Source organism: Salegentibacter agarivorans (assembly GCF_900113135.1).
Taxonomy (GTDB): Bacteria; Bacteroidota; Bacteroidia; order Flavobacteriales; family Flavobacteriaceae; genus Salegentibacter; species Salegentibacter agarivorans.
Genome location: NZ_FOOH01000001.1, coordinates 247,093 through 263,864, shown reverse-complemented (window position 1 = coordinate 263,864; position 16,772 = coordinate 247,093). Strand labels below are relative to the sequence as shown.

At 38.1% G+C, this 16,772-nt stretch carries 12 protein-coding genes and 1 pseudogene; all 13 read right to left on the bottom strand.

Going from position 1 to position 16,772, the window contains the following annotated elements:
- Nucleotides 1-103: 103 nt before the first annotated feature.
- On the bottom strand, nt 104-1,324 hold the full coding sequence (locus BM084_RS01080) for an Nramp family divalent metal transporter (protein WP_093302157.1): 1,221 nt from the start codon (nt 1,322-1,324) through the stop codon (nt 104-106).
- Nucleotides 1,324-2,475 carry a DUF2891 domain-containing protein gene (locus tag BM084_RS01075; RefSeq protein ID WP_075326389.1) on the bottom strand — a complete coding sequence of 384 codons (1,152 nt, stop codon included), beginning with the start codon at nt 2,473-2,475 and terminating at the stop codon, nt 1,324-1,326. The genes BM084_RS01080 and BM084_RS01075 overlap by 1 nt, the downstream gene beginning before the upstream one ends.
- 148 nt (nt 2,476-2,623) lie before the next feature.
- Nucleotides 2,624-3,546 (bottom strand): annotated as a pseudogene (locus BM084_RS19640) (YifB family Mg chelatase-like AAA ATPase).
- Nucleotides 3,438-4,160, bottom strand: coding sequence for a magnesium chelatase domain-containing protein (locus BM084_RS19335; RefSeq protein ID WP_232228826.1), 723 nt, complete (start codon nt 4,158-4,160; stop codon nt 3,438-3,440). Before BM084_RS19335 ends, BM084_RS19640 begins: the two are co-directional and overlap by 109 nt.
- Nucleotides 4,161-4,207: 47 nt before the next feature.
- The gene (locus tag BM084_RS01065; protein WP_075326388.1) at nt 4,208-5,068 is read right to left on the bottom strand and encodes an N-acetylglucosamine kinase; all 861 of its coding nucleotides are present in this window, start codon (nt 5,066-5,068) and stop codon (nt 4,208-4,210) included.
- A 94-nt stretch (nt 5,069-5,162) separates the two neighbouring features.
- A complete protein-coding gene (gene gap / locus BM084_RS01060) occupies nt 5,163-6,161 on the bottom strand; it encodes a type I glyceraldehyde-3-phosphate dehydrogenase (RefSeq protein ID WP_075326386.1) in 999 nt (332 codons plus the stop codon).
- An 18-nt stretch (nt 6,162-6,179) separates the two neighbouring features.
- Complete coding sequence (gene pfkA / locus BM084_RS01055; RefSeq protein ID WP_075326385.1) at nt 6,180-7,166, bottom strand: 6-phosphofructokinase; 987 nt, start codon at nt 7,164-7,166, stop codon at nt 6,180-6,182.
- 124 nt (nt 7,167-7,290) lie between these two features.
- Nucleotides 7,291-8,718, bottom strand: a complete 1,428-nt coding sequence (locus BM084_RS01050; protein WP_093302155.1) for an alpha-amylase family glycosyl hydrolase — start codon at nt 8,716-8,718, stop codon at nt 7,291-7,293.
- 234 nt (nt 8,719-8,952) lie between these two features.
- Nucleotides 8,953-10,809 carry a glycoside hydrolase family 13 protein gene (locus BM084_RS01045; RefSeq protein ID WP_093302153.1) on the bottom strand — a complete coding sequence of 619 codons (1,857 nt, stop codon included), beginning with the start codon at nt 10,807-10,809 and terminating at the stop codon, nt 8,953-8,955.
- 135 nt (nt 10,810-10,944) lie between these two features.
- On the bottom strand, nt 10,945-13,251 hold the full coding sequence (locus BM084_RS01040; RefSeq protein WP_093302150.1) for a glycoside hydrolase family 65 protein: 2,307 nt from the start codon (nt 13,249-13,251) through the stop codon (nt 10,945-10,947).
- 81 nt (nt 13,252-13,332) lie between these two features.
- On the bottom strand, nt 13,333-13,992 hold the full coding sequence (gene pgmB / locus BM084_RS01035; RefSeq protein WP_093302147.1) for a beta-phosphoglucomutase: 660 nt from the start codon (nt 13,990-13,992) through the stop codon (nt 13,333-13,335).
- A gap of 109 nt (nt 13,993-14,101) precedes the next feature.
- Nucleotides 14,102-15,448 (bottom strand): MFS transporter, encoded by a 1,347-nt coding sequence (locus tag BM084_RS01030; protein ID WP_075327946.1) that lies wholly within the window; start codon nt 15,446-15,448, stop codon nt 14,102-14,104.
- 216 nt (nt 15,449-15,664) lie between these two features.
- The gene (locus tag BM084_RS01025) at nt 15,665-16,687 is read right to left on the bottom strand and encodes a LacI family DNA-binding transcriptional regulator (RefSeq protein ID WP_075326377.1); all 1,023 of its coding nucleotides are present in this window, start codon (nt 16,685-16,687) and stop codon (nt 15,665-15,667) included.
- Nucleotides 16,688-16,772 lie beyond the last annotated feature (85 nt).

The following is a 16,772-nucleotide window of genomic DNA, read 5'->3' as shown; positions in this document are numbered from 1 at the left end:
ATATTAAGTTATGCAACTTTCTACTAATTAAATTTCTATACAATATCAGGAACTTTATACCTACAAGGTTTTAGAAACCTTGCAGGAAAATAAAATAGATATATTAAAAACCTTGTAAAACGCTTAGAATCGCTTTAATTCCTAAAAATACAGAAAGCGCAATAACAAGTATTCCTAATACATTTTGAAGCTTAGAATTGCGGTGTTTACCCAAAACCGAGGCTTTATTGACTACCCAAAATAAGAAAATAGCAATTACCGGCAAGAGGATTCCGTTAGCGATTTGGGCGAAGCGTATAATCTCAATAGGATTAATTTGCAGGGAAGAGAAGAACACACCCAAAATAAGAACCAAGGCCCAGACTGATTTAAATTTCGCTGACTTCATCCCGCCTTTCCAACCAAAGCAGCCTTTTACTACATAAGCGGCGGCTAAAGGAGCGGTAATAGAAGAAGTGATCCCGGCAGCCAAAAGTCCCAAGGACATAAACCAGGTAGCAAATTTCCCGAATAGCGGCTCGAGGCTTACCGCCATATCAGCTGCAGAATTCACATTAGTTAAGCCTGAAGAAGCGGCGCTAATTAGAATTGCCATAGAAACCGTACCGCCAAGGATTATAGAAACTATGAGTTCTTTCCTTGCAGTTGGCAAATAAGAAGCTTCTTTCCACTTTTCACTAACGAGAGAAGCGTGTAGAAATAAGTTGTAAGGAACCACGGTAGTACCTACAATAGCCATCACCGTAAGCAATCCGGCAGCATTACTTGTAGGCATAAGTCCGCTTAAAATTTCTAAAATATCAGGTTTGGTAAGAATAGCAGTAAGCACAAAACTTATACTCATTAGTAAAACCAGGCCAATAAAGATCTTTTCGAGGGTTTTATAACTTCCGGTGAATAAAAGTATAAACGCGACTGCGCCAATAAAAATACTCCATAAGTTGAGCTTAAAATCGCCAATTTGCAGATTCTGAATTCCGAAGATAGCTTCAGCTCCAAGAACAGCGCCGGTAATATTACCTGCTTGGTAAGCAGCATTCCCGATAACTATGGCTGAAAAAATAAGGATAATTGCTAAAACTCTGAAGATCGGTTTTTTTATCTCCTTCCGAATAACATCACTTAAACCCTTTTGAGAAACCACGCCAAGCCTGGCTGCCATTTCCTGTAAAATTATACAGGAAAATATAGAAAGCACTAAAGCCCAAAGCAGGCTATAACCAAATTCAACCCCGGCGAGCGTACAAACTGTAACCGTTCCCGGCCCAATAAACGCAGCCGAAACAAGGATTCCCGGACCAAGGTTTTTCAAAAAATTTCGCACTACATACCTTTAGATTCCTGAAGGGCGTAAATAGCGAAAGATCCTAACCAATGACCGCCTTCATAAGAATCTCCTACCAGGTTAGGAAAAGAATAAGCCACGTGCCTATCAGCGATTTCCTGTAAATGCGAGAATTTATCGGGATATTGATTTATAAGTCCGTAGAAAACCCAGGCACGGCTAAAGTTCAGTCCGTCAAGATGCACCAGTTTTCCATCGGTTCTATCAGAAACTTCTCCAACTTCCATTTCAAAATCTTCAGATTTTAACTGCGGAAGAAAATCTTCCAACCACATTTCAAAGGCATTTTTTGGTAAAACACGGCGCATTATATTAACTTCTTCCAAACAAGGTGAAAGAAAGTCAAATCCGCCCGGTTCCCAGGTAATTGGGCAATTATCGTCCTTCAAATAAAAATCCCTGGCCCTATTTGAGATCAATTGCTTAAATTCGGTATTTTCGGTAGCTACGGCATAATCGTAAGCAAAACTAAGTCCGAAAGCTGTATTAGCGTGTTCCCCTACTCTAATTGGGTAATTTAATTTCGGAAGAAACTCTAAGTATTTATTCACAATAAGATTGGTAAGCGGATCTAAATTCTCTTTTAATTCTTTGGCCAGGGGATCGTTCCAGGTTTCAATTTCTTCGGCGAGCTTCAGTAGCCAGGCCCATCCATAGGTACGCTCAAAAGAATCGCTTTGTTCTCTGTTAAAATAAGCCACCTCGCCCTGAATATTTTCTTCAGAAAGAGATTCCTTTAATTTCTCTCTAATGGTTTCAGCTTTCTCCAAATCTGGAAATTGCTTAAGTAAACTAACCATAGACCAATGCGCATGCACCGATGAATGCCAATCAAAACAACCGTAAAATGCAGGGTGTAATTCAGAAGGTTCCCCTATAGCCTCTTTATTTTCCAGGGTTTGATTAAGTTTATTAGGATATTCGGTATTAATACAATTTAGCGGAAGTTCGGCTAATCTATTGGCTTCCTCCCTGGTAAATTCTACACGATTTTCACCTAATAGGTCGCTGGTTAAAGAATTTTCTTCTTTAATAGTATCTCGCTCCATTTCTGAAACTTCTTTAACTTCGGGTTCCCCTTTACACGCGAATATTAAAATGGCAATAAGCAACAATAAACTTTTTTTCATAGTATCGTGGTCTTAGCTAATAAATTACCCCTAAACCAATTTGTGGGACTTTAATCAATTTTTATAGCAAGTAAATATAAATTTAAAAGTTGACATATTTCATGGCTTCTTTTTTTCAAAAAAATCAAAATTAACTTAAAAGAAGATTTTAGCCAAGCCAGCCATCTCGATCCAGACTTCTATACTGAATAGCTTCGCTAATATGGTTCCCTTTAATATTTTCTGAATTTTCTAAATCAGCGATAGTTCTTGAAACTTTAAGAATACGATCGTAGGCGCGAGCAGAAAGATTTAAACGCTCCATTGCGGTTTTAAGCAAAGCTTTTGAAGCATCATCTAGAGCACAAAACTTTCGAATTTGGCGTACACTCATTTGCGCATTGTAATGCACTGAATCAGATTCTCTAAAACGTTCGGTTTGAAATTGGCGTGCCTGAGTTACTCTTTTCCTAATTTCAACGCTGCTTTCCCCATGGCGTTCTTCACTTAATTTTTCAAATGGAACGGGAGTCACTTCAATATGAATATCTATTCTGTCTAATAAAGGGCCGCTAATCTTACTTAAATAGCGTTGCATTTCTGCCGGGGAAGAAGTTGCAGGCGCATCGGAATCGTTAAAATATCCGCTTGGACTGGGATTCATACTCGCCACCAGTATAAAGCTAGAAGGATAAGTTACCGTAAATTTAGCTCTGGAAATCGTTACTTTGCGATCTTCCAACGGTTGACGCATTACTTCTAAAACGCCGCGTTTAAATTCTGGTAATTCATCTAAAAATAAGACGCCATTATGTGATAAAGAAATTTCTCCTGGTTGCGGATACGCCCGACGCCGACTAAAGCGACGTCTGAAATTGTATGGTGTGGACTTCTAAATGGCCTTTGAGACATTAAACCCACGTGTTCTTTAACACGACCAACCACACTATGAATTTTAGTAGTTTCCAGGGCTTCGTGTAAAGTCATTGGTGGTAAAATACTGGGCAGGCGTTTTGCCAGCATCGTTTTCCGGATCCCGGCGGACCAATTAAAATAATATTGTGACCTCCCGCTGCGGCAATTTCCATACAACGTTTTATAGATTCCTGGCCTTTAACATCGGCAAAATCGTGTTCGGGATGATCCAGGTTTTTGTAGAATTCTTCGCGGGTATTAATTATGGTTCGCTCTAAAGCTTCATCTTTATCAAAAAAGTTAATTACTTCTGTGATATTTTCCACGCCATAAACTTCAAGCCCGCTAACAATGGCGGCTTCTTTGGCATTTTGATTCGGAAGGATAAATCCTTTAAAACCTTCTTCTTTGGTTTTAATAGCAATGGGCAAGGCGCCCTTTATGGGTTGCAAGCTTCCGTCTAGCGAAAGCTCACCCATAATTATATATTCTGAAATATTTTCTGCTTTAATTTGGCCCGAAGCGGCCAGAATTCCAAGGTTTAAACTAAGATCGTAAGCCGAACCTTCTTTTCTAAAGTCGGCTGGCGCCATATTGACGATGATCTTTTTACCCGGAAACTTATAGCCGTTATTTTGTAGCGCGGCTGCAATTCTAAAACTGCTTTCCCTAACCGCATTATCTGGAAGACCAACTAAATGATATCCAATACCGGTTGCTACGTTTACCTCTATAGTAATTGTAGTTGCCTCTACCCCAAAGACGGCACTTCCATAAACTTTTATAAGCATTTAAGTGTAAATTTCTTAAATGTAATAAAATTTATGAAAAACTGTAATTAATTAGGAGCAAGCACTTCTTTTCTATAGTATTCTATTAATGCATCAATAGGTCTACGTACAATATTCCCAATTTCTATTCCATAAGGTTGCGCTACTGCACGAATAATATCTTCACTAAAGTAAGCGATGGTACCAATAAAATGCACAGGCGTATTTTGGGCTTGTTTGTAGCACATTACACGGGAATGCATAAAATCTGTAATTCCTTCGTGTACTAATTTGTAGAAATAACCATTACGTTCGTTAGAAAAAATAAATTCAGCAAAAGAAGCGAGGTAAGTATTTGGATTCTCTCTGCGATAGAGGTTTTTCTTAATCTCATCTGACTCCATATTGTATAACTTACCAAATTCTTCAGCAAGTTCTGGAGGCATTCTTTTATAATAATAATCTCTAATTAGTCTTTTTCCGAAGTAATTTCCACTGGCTTCATCCATAAGAATATAACCAAGAGAGTGCACGGCCTGGTGAATATCCTTGCCGTCAAAGTAACAACTATTAGAACCTGTACCAAGTATACATACAATTCCTGGCTCTGTAGTGGCGGCGTAAACCGCAGCTACCATATCTTCCAGGATTATAACTTCTTCTACATTGGTAAAGAAATTGGTAAAAATTCCTTCCAATAATTTTTTAGGCGTTTCGGTACCACAACCGGCGCCATAAAAATGCACGCGTTCTACTTTATCTTTTACTTCTTTTAATTCGGCATTTTCTTCAATACGTTGTTCCAGTACTCCCTCGGGAAATACTGCCGGATTTAATCCTTTGGTGCGGGTTCTAAGTAATTCTTCTCCCGTTGCACTAAGTAAAATCCAATCACATTTTGTAGAGCCACCGTCCGCTATTAATATCATGTGTGTGAATATGGTTTAATTAAAAAGCCTGAGGAAAGGGCTAAAGATTAAAAATAACCTAAGCGTAGCTTTCTTCAGGCTCTAAAATAAAATATTAAATTGAATTAACGTGTGCCGCTAAATCCAAAAGTTTGGCAGAATAACCATATTCGTTATCATACCATGCGATTAATTTGAAAAAATTATCGTTAAGTGCGATTCCTGCATCGGCATCAAAGTTACAAGTATGTGCGTCTGATACGTAATCCTGAGAAACCACAGCATCGTCAGTATAAGAAATCACTCCTTTGTAAGCTCCTTCAGAAGCTTTTTTGAATGCAGCTTTTACATCTTCGTAGCTCACAGACTTGTCTGTCTTAACCGTAAGGTCTACTACAGAAACATCTGCGGTTGGTACTCTAAAAGCCATCCCTGTAAGTTTCCCATCTAGTTTAGGAATTACTTTCCCTACAGCAACTGCTGCACCTGTTGAAGATGGAATAATATTCATAAGAGCACTTCTACCACCTCTAAAATCTTTTGCTGATGGTCCATCTACAGTTAACTGTGTAGCTGTAGTTGCGTGAACTGTTGTCATTAAACCTTCTACAAGACCAAACTCATCGTCTATTACTTTTGCAAGTGGAGCAAGACAGTTTGTAGTACAGGAAGCGTTAGAAACAATTGTATCTTCTGGTTTAACATCTTTATGGTTAACACCCATTACAAACATAGGTGCGGTTTTAGATGGTGCAGAAATAACTACTTTCTTAGCACCGGCATCAATATGCGCCTGCGCAGAGTCTTTTTCTTTAAAGATACCTGTACAGTCAATCACAACATCTACCCCTACATCGTTCCATTTAAGGTCTGCCGGATTTTTTTCTGCTGTAATACGAATGGTATTTCCATTAACAACCAGATTTCCGTCTTTAACAGAAACATCTCCTTTAAATCTACCATGAACAGAATCATATTTTAGCAAGTAAGCTAAATGATCTACATCAAGTAAATCGTTGATTGCAACAACTTCTACATTATCTTTTTCAGCCGCAATTCTAAACGCGATACGTCCTATTCGGCCAAAACCATTAATTCCAATTTTTGTACTCATAATTTAAATTTTAAAAATTTACACTGAAGTGATGTTTGCCACCCTTCTTAATTCCTGATCAAATTCCCTGTCTTCTTTTAAAGCAGTTTCCAAAGGCACGTGAACCACTTTTTGGTGATGCACGCCTAACATGATATTGGTTTTACCATCGGTTAATGCTTCAACCGCACCAACACCAAGCTTACTGGCCAGAACACGATCAAAACAACTTGGAGAACCTCCTCTTTGAATATGACCCAATACAGAGACTTTAATGTCATATTCTTCGTGGCTTTGCGAAATAAATTCAGCTAACTGAAAAATATTCTTTCCGCTCTTTTCACCTTCAGCCACCACGATAATGCTGGAAGTTTTTCCGGATTTTTTACTTTTTTCCAAAGAATCCATCATTCGTTGAATTCCCTGGTCTTCTTCCGGCAATAATATTTCTTCGGCTCCTGCACCAATACCACTATTTAAAGCAATATCACCTGCATCCCGACCCATAACTTCAATTAAGAATAATCGGTTATGAGAACTCGCGGTATCCCGAATTTTATCTATGGCTTCCACTACCGTATTTAAAGCGGTGTCGTAACCAAGTGTATAATCAGTACCGTTAATATCGTTATCTATAGTTGCGGGAATTCCCACAATTGGAAAATTAAACTCGTTGCTAAAATAAAGGCCTCCGGTAAAAGTTCCATCTCCACCAATCGCAACCAAAGCATCTATACCGGCATCGGTAAGATTTTTATGAGCTTTTGCCCTTCCTTCTTTAGTTTTAAATTCTTCAGATCGGGAAGATTTTAAAAATGTACCTCCTTTATTAATGATGTTTCTAACAGATCTTGCGTTAAGTGGTTCAAAATCTGCTTCTATAAGTCCCTGAAACCCGCGGTAAACACCCACACATTCCAGGTTATAGTATGAACAGGATCTAACAACCGCCCTTATAGCGGCGTTCATTCCGGGTGCATCACCCCCAGAAGTTAAGACTGCAATTTTATTAATTTTTTTCGCCATTAGGCCAAATCTATTTTAATTCTACAATATAACCTAATTTCCTAAAAAACTAAAACGTTTTCGGTTAATAACTAACAAAAACAGCCCTTTCGAGAGGGCTGTTTTTAGTTTTTTAGTAAATTTATTACTTATTTATTAAGACAAAGTACTGCCAGGGTTCCAAATCTATATTTTTATCTTCTGAAATCTCTAAGCTTTCTCCAGATAAATAATCTTCAAAACTTCCGTTTAACTGAATGCTGAAGCTAGTATTTTTATCGCTCATATTGGCAATATAAAATAACTTAGCTCCATCTTTTTCCCTTTTAAAAGCTAAAACTTTTTCTTCTTCTGAAGTTTCTATATTTTCATAAGAAGCAGCTTCCTTTGCACCGTGCAGGGCTTTGTTTTCGTTTTTCAATTTTCCAAGTTTTTCCAGTAAAGGCCAAACTTTTCCTTTTTCCTTCGGAATCGTATCTTTTTCAAAAAATAAAAGTCTTTTATCCATATCATATTCCTGCCCACTGTATATTAATGGCATTCCAGGTAAAGTATAAGTAAGTGCCATCATAGCTTCTGAAGCATCTCCCATTCTCTCCTTCACGGTCCCGTTCCAGGAATTCTCATCGTGGTTGGTAACAAAATTCATCAAATAATCATCTTCCTGGTAAGTGGAATCTATCTTCTGCATATAAGCATCCCAGTCTTTGGCAGTTTTCTTACCCTGTGCCATTTCATTCATAATATGGTGACCTTCCCAGTTGTAACCCATATCAAAAGCATTCTCAAAAAGATCCTTATCTTCTGACTCGGCCAACATAAAAACCGGTTTTATTTCTTTTAATTGCGGAACAATGTTTTCCCAGAATTCGGTTGGGACTTCCCCTGCAACATCTGCTCTAAATCCATCAATATCATACTTCTCTACCCAAAACTTCATTTCTTCGCCCATAGCTTTATGAAGCTCTTTGTTCTCAAAATTTAAATGAGCAACATCTGTCCAGCCCCAGGATTCCCCTGTTGCAGGATTTATAGGATCGGTAACTTCACCTTTATCATTTTTATGATAAAATTCAGGTTTTTCCTCTATCCATTTATGATCCCAACCGGTGTGGTTAGCCACCCAATCCAGAATTACATACATATCGTTTTCGTGAGCGGTTTCTACCAGTTTTTCAAAATCTTCAAAGCTCCCGAATTCAGGGTTTACATCGGTGTAATCTGAAATCGCATAATAGCTTCCAAGATACTTCTCTCTTTCTTCCGGATCCTCAATATCTTCTACTGAAAGATCTCCGGTTGCCTTTCTATTTTTCATAGAAATAGGATAAACAGGCATTAACCAAATCACTTTCACACCCAGTTCCTTTAGCTGCGGAATATCTTCAGTAAAGGCATTAAAGGTTCCTTCCGGTGAATACTGGCGAATATTTGCCTCATAAATCACCGCAGATTCCATCGCCTCATTAGAAATGGGAGCTATCGCTTTTTGTTCTGGCTGCTCTTGTTTTTCATTTTCCTTACAGGAAAATAAGGCCGTAAAAGCCAGCAGCATTATTAATGTTTTTTTCATTATTCTTTATTTAGTTGATATTATATTTTTACTCTATTTTATTATTGACGTCATGCTGTCCCGAAACTTCGGGATGTTTCAACTTCTAATGTGATATTAAATTCAAACATGTTAGATCCTGAAACAAGTTCAGGAGGACGTGCCCTATACTTTTTCTCCTGCAAGGTTTCTAAAACCTTGTAGGTTTTCCTTTTTGTATACCTACGAGGTTTTAAAAACCTCGTAGGAAATTCACTACTCCATTTTCGTAGTAAAGAAATAAACTCCTTCTTCCGATAATTCCAATGAGTCTTCCCACTGAAATATTTCTTCGGAAATAATATTTTTAAAAGTTTTTCCTTCTAAATTTAATTCACTGAAACGTTCCAAGTCTAAAGTAATTGCTTCTTCATTTTTATTCAAAATTAGCACTAGAACCTCATCGCCCGCCTTTCTTGTAATTAGGTAAGTACCTTCTTCCGGAGCAAAATGTTTGGTTACTCCTGAATGAATTGCCTCGCTGTTTTTGCGGTAATTCATCACTTTTCTAACGAATTCCTGCATATCAGCCTTTTCTTCCGACAGTCCTTCACCAGTAAAAGCATTCACTTCGCTATCATCCCAACCACCGGGAAATTCGGTTCTAATTAAACCGTGATCGCCTGGATTTTCGGTATCATCCATTAGAATTTCGGTACCGTAGTACATTTGGAAAATTCTCGGCAAAACAGCCATATAAGCTACGGTCATTTTGGTTTTGGCTACATCTTCTCCAAGTTGGGTATAGATTCGACTTTTATCGTGATTATCGGGGAAAATCATAATATTTTCAGGATGGGCATACGCGAAATCGTTGGCTAAGCCCTCGTAAATTTCCACCAGGCCGGTGCCCCAGGTTTCTTCAGCTTTTAAGCCGGTTACAATTCTTTCTTGCATTGCGAAATCCATCGTAGATTTTAGGTTAGAATCATAACCATTATCCACACCATCCTGCCAGTAACGAATAAGCAACGGATTCAAGCTCCACTCTTCGCCTACAATATTAAAGTTTGGATATTCGGTCATAATTGCGCCAGCCCAATCACTCATAAATGCTTTATCGGGATAAGGATAAGTATCCTGGCGAATCCCACCTAAACCAAGAGTTTCAATCCACCAAATACTATTCTGAATAAGGTATTTGGCCATAAACGGATTTTCCTGATTTAGATCGGGCATGGTTTCTACAAACCAACCTTCAGTCATTCCTTTTTTATCGGTTTCTGAAGCATATAGATCCTGGTTGGTCGTTCTACGGTGATTGGAATAAACCAAATCTTCGCCATTTTCAAATTTCTCCTGGAAGTTGATCCAATTGTCAAATGGCAGATCATCCATCCACCAATGCTCAACGCCGGCGTGATTAGCTACCTGGTCCATAACCAGTTTTATTCCACGAACGGTAGCTTTATCTGCTAATTCTCTGTATTCTTCTAAAGTTCCAAACCGCGGATCTACCTTATAAAAATCAGTCATCGCATAACCGTGATAAGAACCCGATTTCATATCGTTAATCACCAAAGGCGAAGGCCAAATAGCGGTAAAACCCATTTCATCTATATAATCTAAATGATTGATGATTCCGCGGATATCTCCCCCGTGGCGACCATAATCATCTTCGCGGTTTTTCGTTTTTTCGTTTAGAAAATTAAAACTATCATTAGATGTATCTCCATTCGCAAATCGGTCTGGTGTGATTAGATAAATCGCATCGGTATTATCAAAACCTACATATTCTGATGCAGCTTTTTCCCGACTTTTCAATTCATATTCATATACTTCTTCTGAGCCGTCCTCAAGCTCAAAAGTGAGCTCAAAAGTTCCCGGTTTTGCTTCCCCGATTTCCAAATCGATAAACAGGTAATTAGGGCTATCGGCTTTTTCAACATTTTCAATGCTTACTCCGGGATAATCGATGTTGGGAGTGGCATTTCCAATATTTTCGCCGTAAACCATTAACTGGAGTTCGGTTTCTTCAAAACCCGTCCACCAGTTTGGCGGCTCTACACGCTCTATTTGCGCAAACCCGGTTAAACCGGTGAGGAGCATTAAAGTGATTAGTATTTTTTTCATGATTTTTTGTTTTAAGTAATTGTTCTGCTAATTATCGTCAACCTGAACTTTTTTCAGTCTTTATCCCGAATTTGCATCGGGATTCTAACATCTTAGATCCTGAAATATCCCGAAGCTTCGGGACAGGATGACGTATTAAACCTCTAATTCCTGATTTGGCTGCAATTCAACAGCTTTTCCGTTTACATTAATTTCAATCGCGTTATCTCCTTCCAGGTAGAAAACCGTTTTATCTGCAGAGACTTTCACTTTTAATATTTGGTCTCTAAAATTCACTTTAAAAGAATAGGTTTTCCAGTCTTCAGGAATTGTGGGATTAAAAGAAAGTTGATCATCTTTAACCCGCATTCCGCCGAAACCTTCTACAATACTCATCCAGGTTCCGGCCATACTTGTAATATGACACCCCTGCTCTACTTCTTTATTATAATCATCTAAATCCAGCCTTGAAGTTCTTAAATAGAACTCGTAAGCCTGCTTTGTTCTTCCCAGAAGTGCAGCCTGAATGCTATGCACGCAAGGAGAAAGCGAGGATTCGTGAACGGTGATAGGTTCGTAATAGTCAAAATGTTTTTCAAGTTCTTTTTTGCTAAAATGATCTTCAAAAAAGTAGAAGCCTTGCAAAACATCAGCTTGTTTAATATAGCAGGAACGTAAAATCCTGTCCCAACTCCATTTTTGGTTAATAGGACGTTGAGATTTGTCCAAATCGGCTATTGGAACGATCTCTTTATCTAAAAATCCGTCCTGCTGAAGGAAAACCTCGTGCTTTTCAGAATATGGGAAATACATATTTTCAGCAACTTCTCTCCATTTCGCCATTTCGCCTTCATTGAGCCTGGTTTTACCCATTACACGCTTATAATCTTCGGCATAAGCCTCCTTCACCTTTTCAATGGTTTCCAGGCAATATTCAATACACCATTTCGCAAGATAATTGGTGTACCAGTTATTGTGAACATTATTTTCATATTCGTTTGGCCCGGTTACACCCAGCATTACATATTTATTTCTGTGTTCGCTGAAATTGACTCTTTGCTGCCAGAATCTTGCAATTGCGATCATTACTTCCAGGCCTTTTTCCGGAATATAATCGAAATCGCCCGTGTAGCGTACATAATTATAAATGGCATAAACCATTGCGCCATTTCTATGAATTTCCTCGAAAGTAATTTCCCATTCATTATGGCTTTCTTCGCCATTCATCGTAACCATTGGATAAAGCGCCGCGCCATTGGTAAAACCAAGTTTTTCGGCATTCTCTATGGCTTTGTCTAAATGATTATAACGATAGGTCAATAAATTCCTGGCTACCTGCTGGTCTTTGGTTGCCATATAGAATGGAATACAATAGGCTTCGGTATCCCAATAAGTACTTCCGCCGTATTTCTCGCCGGTAAAGCCTTTTGGACCAATATTTAGACGCTCGTCTTTTCCTAAATAAGTTTGATTGAGCTGAAAAATATTAAAGCGAATTCCCTGTTGGGCTTTTACATCACCTTCAATAGTGATATCTGCCATTTCCCAAATTTTCTCCCATGCTTCTTTTTGATCCTGAAGCAATTTGGAAAATCCGGCTTTAGTGGCATAATCTAATACTTTACTAGCCGCTTCCACGAGATCTGAACGCTTATGGTTCATATCGGTTACGTAGCCGGCATATTTTCTAAGACTTACTTTTTGTCCTTTTTCAGCTTTAATTGAATAGGAAAAAGTGAGTGAATCTGCAGTTTTGGTTTCAGTAAAATCGACATCTTGTTTTTCAGCATTCAGCAAAACTTCAGATTGCATATAGGTGTTTACGTGGAACTCAGTTTTTAAAGTTTTAGAAAGCACAAAACCTTTGTTGCCTTCAGATTTCACTTCTAAAGTCTTCCAAAAACGTTCTTCCCAGTTGGCATCGGTATTCGTGATTCCGCCATCTAGATACGGCTCAAAACGAACCTCAGCATCGCTGTTCAAAACTTCAATTTCAAAATCTATCGCGCCAAGTTCATCTTCAACAATAGAAAGAAAACGGGTGGCTTTTACCGAAATTTCGATTTCGTTTGGAAGCGTAGCTATAAAACTGCGGCGGTGAAAACCTTCTTTCATATTAAGTTCACGCTTAAAATCTTCAACTTTTTTACAGGTAAAAAGGTCTAAGGCCTCATCGTTTATAAACACGTTTACCCCAATCCAGTTGGGTGCGTTAAGTACTTTTGCAAAATATTCTGGATAGCCGTTTTTCCACCAGCCAACTTTGGTTTTATCAGGATAGTAAACCCCACCAATGTAGCTTCCCTGGAAACTGGGCCCTGAATAGTTTTCTTCAAAATTGGCTCGCTGCCCCATAACGCCGTTACCTATACTAAAAAGGCTTTCAGACGATTTTACGCGTTCTACATCAAATCCTTCTTCCAGAATGGACCACTCGTTAGGTTGTATATAATCTTGGTTCATTGCTTTATTTCTGTCTAATTTCTAATTGATAAACCCGGGACAAACCCATAGGTTTAAGTTGTATTATTGAAAGAAATTATCTCAATTACTGAGTAATTTCTTTATAAAATTTATATCTATTTCGGTGAAATCGTTGAATACATAATCGGCTTCACCCAATATTTCTTTTTCGCCAATTCCAATACTCATCATATTTGCATTATTTGCAGCCTGCACTCCGGCTACAGAATCTTCAAAAACGATACTGTTTTCTGGATTAATATTTATCTTTTCGGCAGCGATAAGAAATACCTCAGGATCGGGCTTTGCTTTGCTAACATCATTGCCATCAACAATGGCGTCAAATTTTTCCAGCAAATTGATCTTTTTTAAGATATTACGTGCGTTTTTACTTGCGGAACCCAAAGCGAAAGGAATATTATTTTCAATTAAATAATCTATCACCTTTTGAACTCCCGGAAGAATTTCGTCATCGTCCATTTTAGCAACATAAGAGAGATAATTTTCGTTTTTAAGCGCCATTTGGCGTTTAAATTCTGTTTTAGAAAGTTCCAATTCTCCCCATTCCAGTATTTTTTTAAGAGATTCTACCCTGCTAACACCTTTAAGTTGTTCGTTTTGGGCTTTGGTAAAATCGAAACCCAAATCGTTAGCCAGTTTTCTCCAGGCCAAAAAATGAAATTTTGCGGTATCTACAATTACGCCGTCTAAATCGAATATTACTCCTTTTGTTGTCTTCATTATCTTAAATTATCTCTTTTAATTATCATTTCAGCATTTCTTTATCGATGCAGTTCTCGAGACGTTTTGAGCCCACTAAGTTTCATCAAATCTACTCGAACTGATATTGTTATGCTTTAACGGGTTCGTCCACATCGTCTATTCTAAAAGTAAGTATAGCGGCGATTAGAAAAGCAATTCCGCTGGTAACTAAGGCGTAGATTGGGTTTCCGTCGTAAAGATATTTTACCATTAATCCTCCAATAAGTGCATTTACAATTTGTGGGATCACAATAAAAAAGTTGAAGATCCCCATATACACCCCCATTTTTTTCGGTGGAATTGATCCGGCAAGAATTGCATAAGGCATTGCCAAAATACTGGCCCAACCAATACCAATAGCGAACATAGAAAGCAATAGCCAATATTCATTCGGCATTATATAAATGGACAGCATTCCCAGGGCGCCAATAAATAGCGACATAATATGCGTGCTTTTTCTTCCAATTTTTAAGGCAATAGCCGGAAGAAAAAATGCAAAAACCGCTGAAACAGCATTGTAAACCCCGAAAAGCACACCAACCCAGTCGCCGGCATCCTGATAGGTTTCACTGCTACTGTCTGAAAGTGGTAAGCCATAAATATGATGGGCAATTGCGGGAGTTGAGAAAACCCACATTCCAAAAAGCCCAAACCATGAAAAGAACTGAACCCAGCTAAGCTGCCGCATAGTATGAGGCATTTTAGCAAAATCTGAAAAGATATCCAGCAAACTGGATTTTTCATTTTCATCGACCGGTTCTTCAACGTGGTCATCCATTTTTTCCAGTTCCTCGGGAGAATATTCTTTGGTAGTAATTACCGTTACCAGAATACTCCCGACTAAAATAGCCGCTCCAATTACAAATGAAAGCAGCAGGTTTAGCGGAACTTCTCCCACCACCGCTCTATTGCTAATATCAAACCAGTTGGTCAAAACATAAGGCAACCAGGAACCAATTACGGCCCCAATTCCTATTAAAACGGTTTGCACACTAAAGCCAAGGGTTCTTTGATCTGAAGGTAACTTATCGGCCACCAGGGCGCGAAAAGGTTCCATCGCTACATTAAAGGAAGCATCCATAATAAAGAGCATCCCGGCACCTACCCAAAGGGAAGGCAAAATAGCGATAAACCAATCGGCGTTAGGCATTAAAATAAGGCCTATTGCCGCTAAAATTGCTCCAGTTAGAAAGAATGGTCGCCTGCGACCAAGGCTGGTCCAGGTTCTATCGCTATAGTAGCCTATAATAGGCTGAACGATTAAACCGGTAACCGGCGCCACTAACCAAAACCACGAAAGCTCGTGAATATCGGCTCCAAAGATTTGTAAAATTCTACTTGCGTTGGCATTTTGGAGTGCAAACCCCATCTGGATTCCAAGAAAACCAAAACTCATGTTCCAGATCTCCCAGAAACTTAATCTACGTTTTTGCATATCGTACAATTAACGTTTACGATAAGCATAAGGCTTATCAAAACTTATTTTAGGTAGGAAGTAAAAATATAAGTTCTGATAAATTAACTAAGCTGGGGTAAATATATATAAAATTTTAAAGATGGTAATCGAAAATTACTCGAGAATCGAGAATTAAATACTCCAGACAGTATTTAAAATTCAAAAATAGCTCTCCACGGCTGGATTAAAAGTAGTTTACAATTTGGTAGAATTTCTTTCTATCAAATTGGTTTCTACAATTACTGTTCTATAAGATTCTTCTTCCTCTGGTTTTCTTTCCAGTTTATCTATTAAAAGCCTGGCAGCTTCAGCTCCCATACGTTCGCCGTGTTGACTTACAGTGGTAAGGCTGGGAATAAATCTTTTTGAAAGCTCCCCATCTGTAAAACCAATTACAGAGACATCTTCTGGAACTTTTAAACCTTTTTCCTGAATGGCTTTTATCGCGTAAATGGCAAAATGCTCGTTCACTGCGAAAACTGCATCGACTTCATTTTTATCAATAAAGTCTTTAATTTCAGTTTCACTATTATCCATATCCTCTATTTTAAGGATAAGCTTATCATCAATTTCTACATTATTTTCTCTTAAAACTTCAAGATAACCACGGGTTCTTAATTTCCCTACGCTCACATAATCTACCGTAGAAACCAGTCCGATTTTTTTCGATCCTTTATCAAGCAAATATTGAACAGCTTTTTTGGCACCAATAACATCATCAATAATCACTTTATCGCAATGTATTTCATCTACTACCCTATCAAATAAAACCACGGGCATTCCTTGGTTGGTAACTTCAGTAAGGTGATGGTAATCTTCCTTTTGCATGGTTTCTTTTGCCAAAGAAAGGATAAAACCATCGGTACTGCCATTTGCCAGCATTTCAAGGTTTAGTACTTCTTTATCAAAAGAATTGTTGGAAAGACATACAATTACGTTATACCCCATTTCGTTGGCAACCTGCTCTACCCCACTAATTACTGTAGTAAAGAAATAATGAACAATTTCAGGAATAATAATTCCTATAGTTTTTGTTTTTCGGTTTTTAAGACTGAGTGCGATATTATTAGGCCGGTAGTTATATAATTTTGCAAAAGCCTTGATTTTTTTACGGGTTTCTTCCCCAATTTCTGAACTGTCTCTTAGGGCTTTTGAAACAGTAGAAATTGACACGTCTAATTCTCTTGCAATTTGTTTTAGGGTCAATTTTGGCTTCATAAAAATCTATTATTTAAAAATAACTCAGGGATAATTTTTAAGATGTCGTAAAAATACCATAAAAATTACGCTATACCCGCAAAAA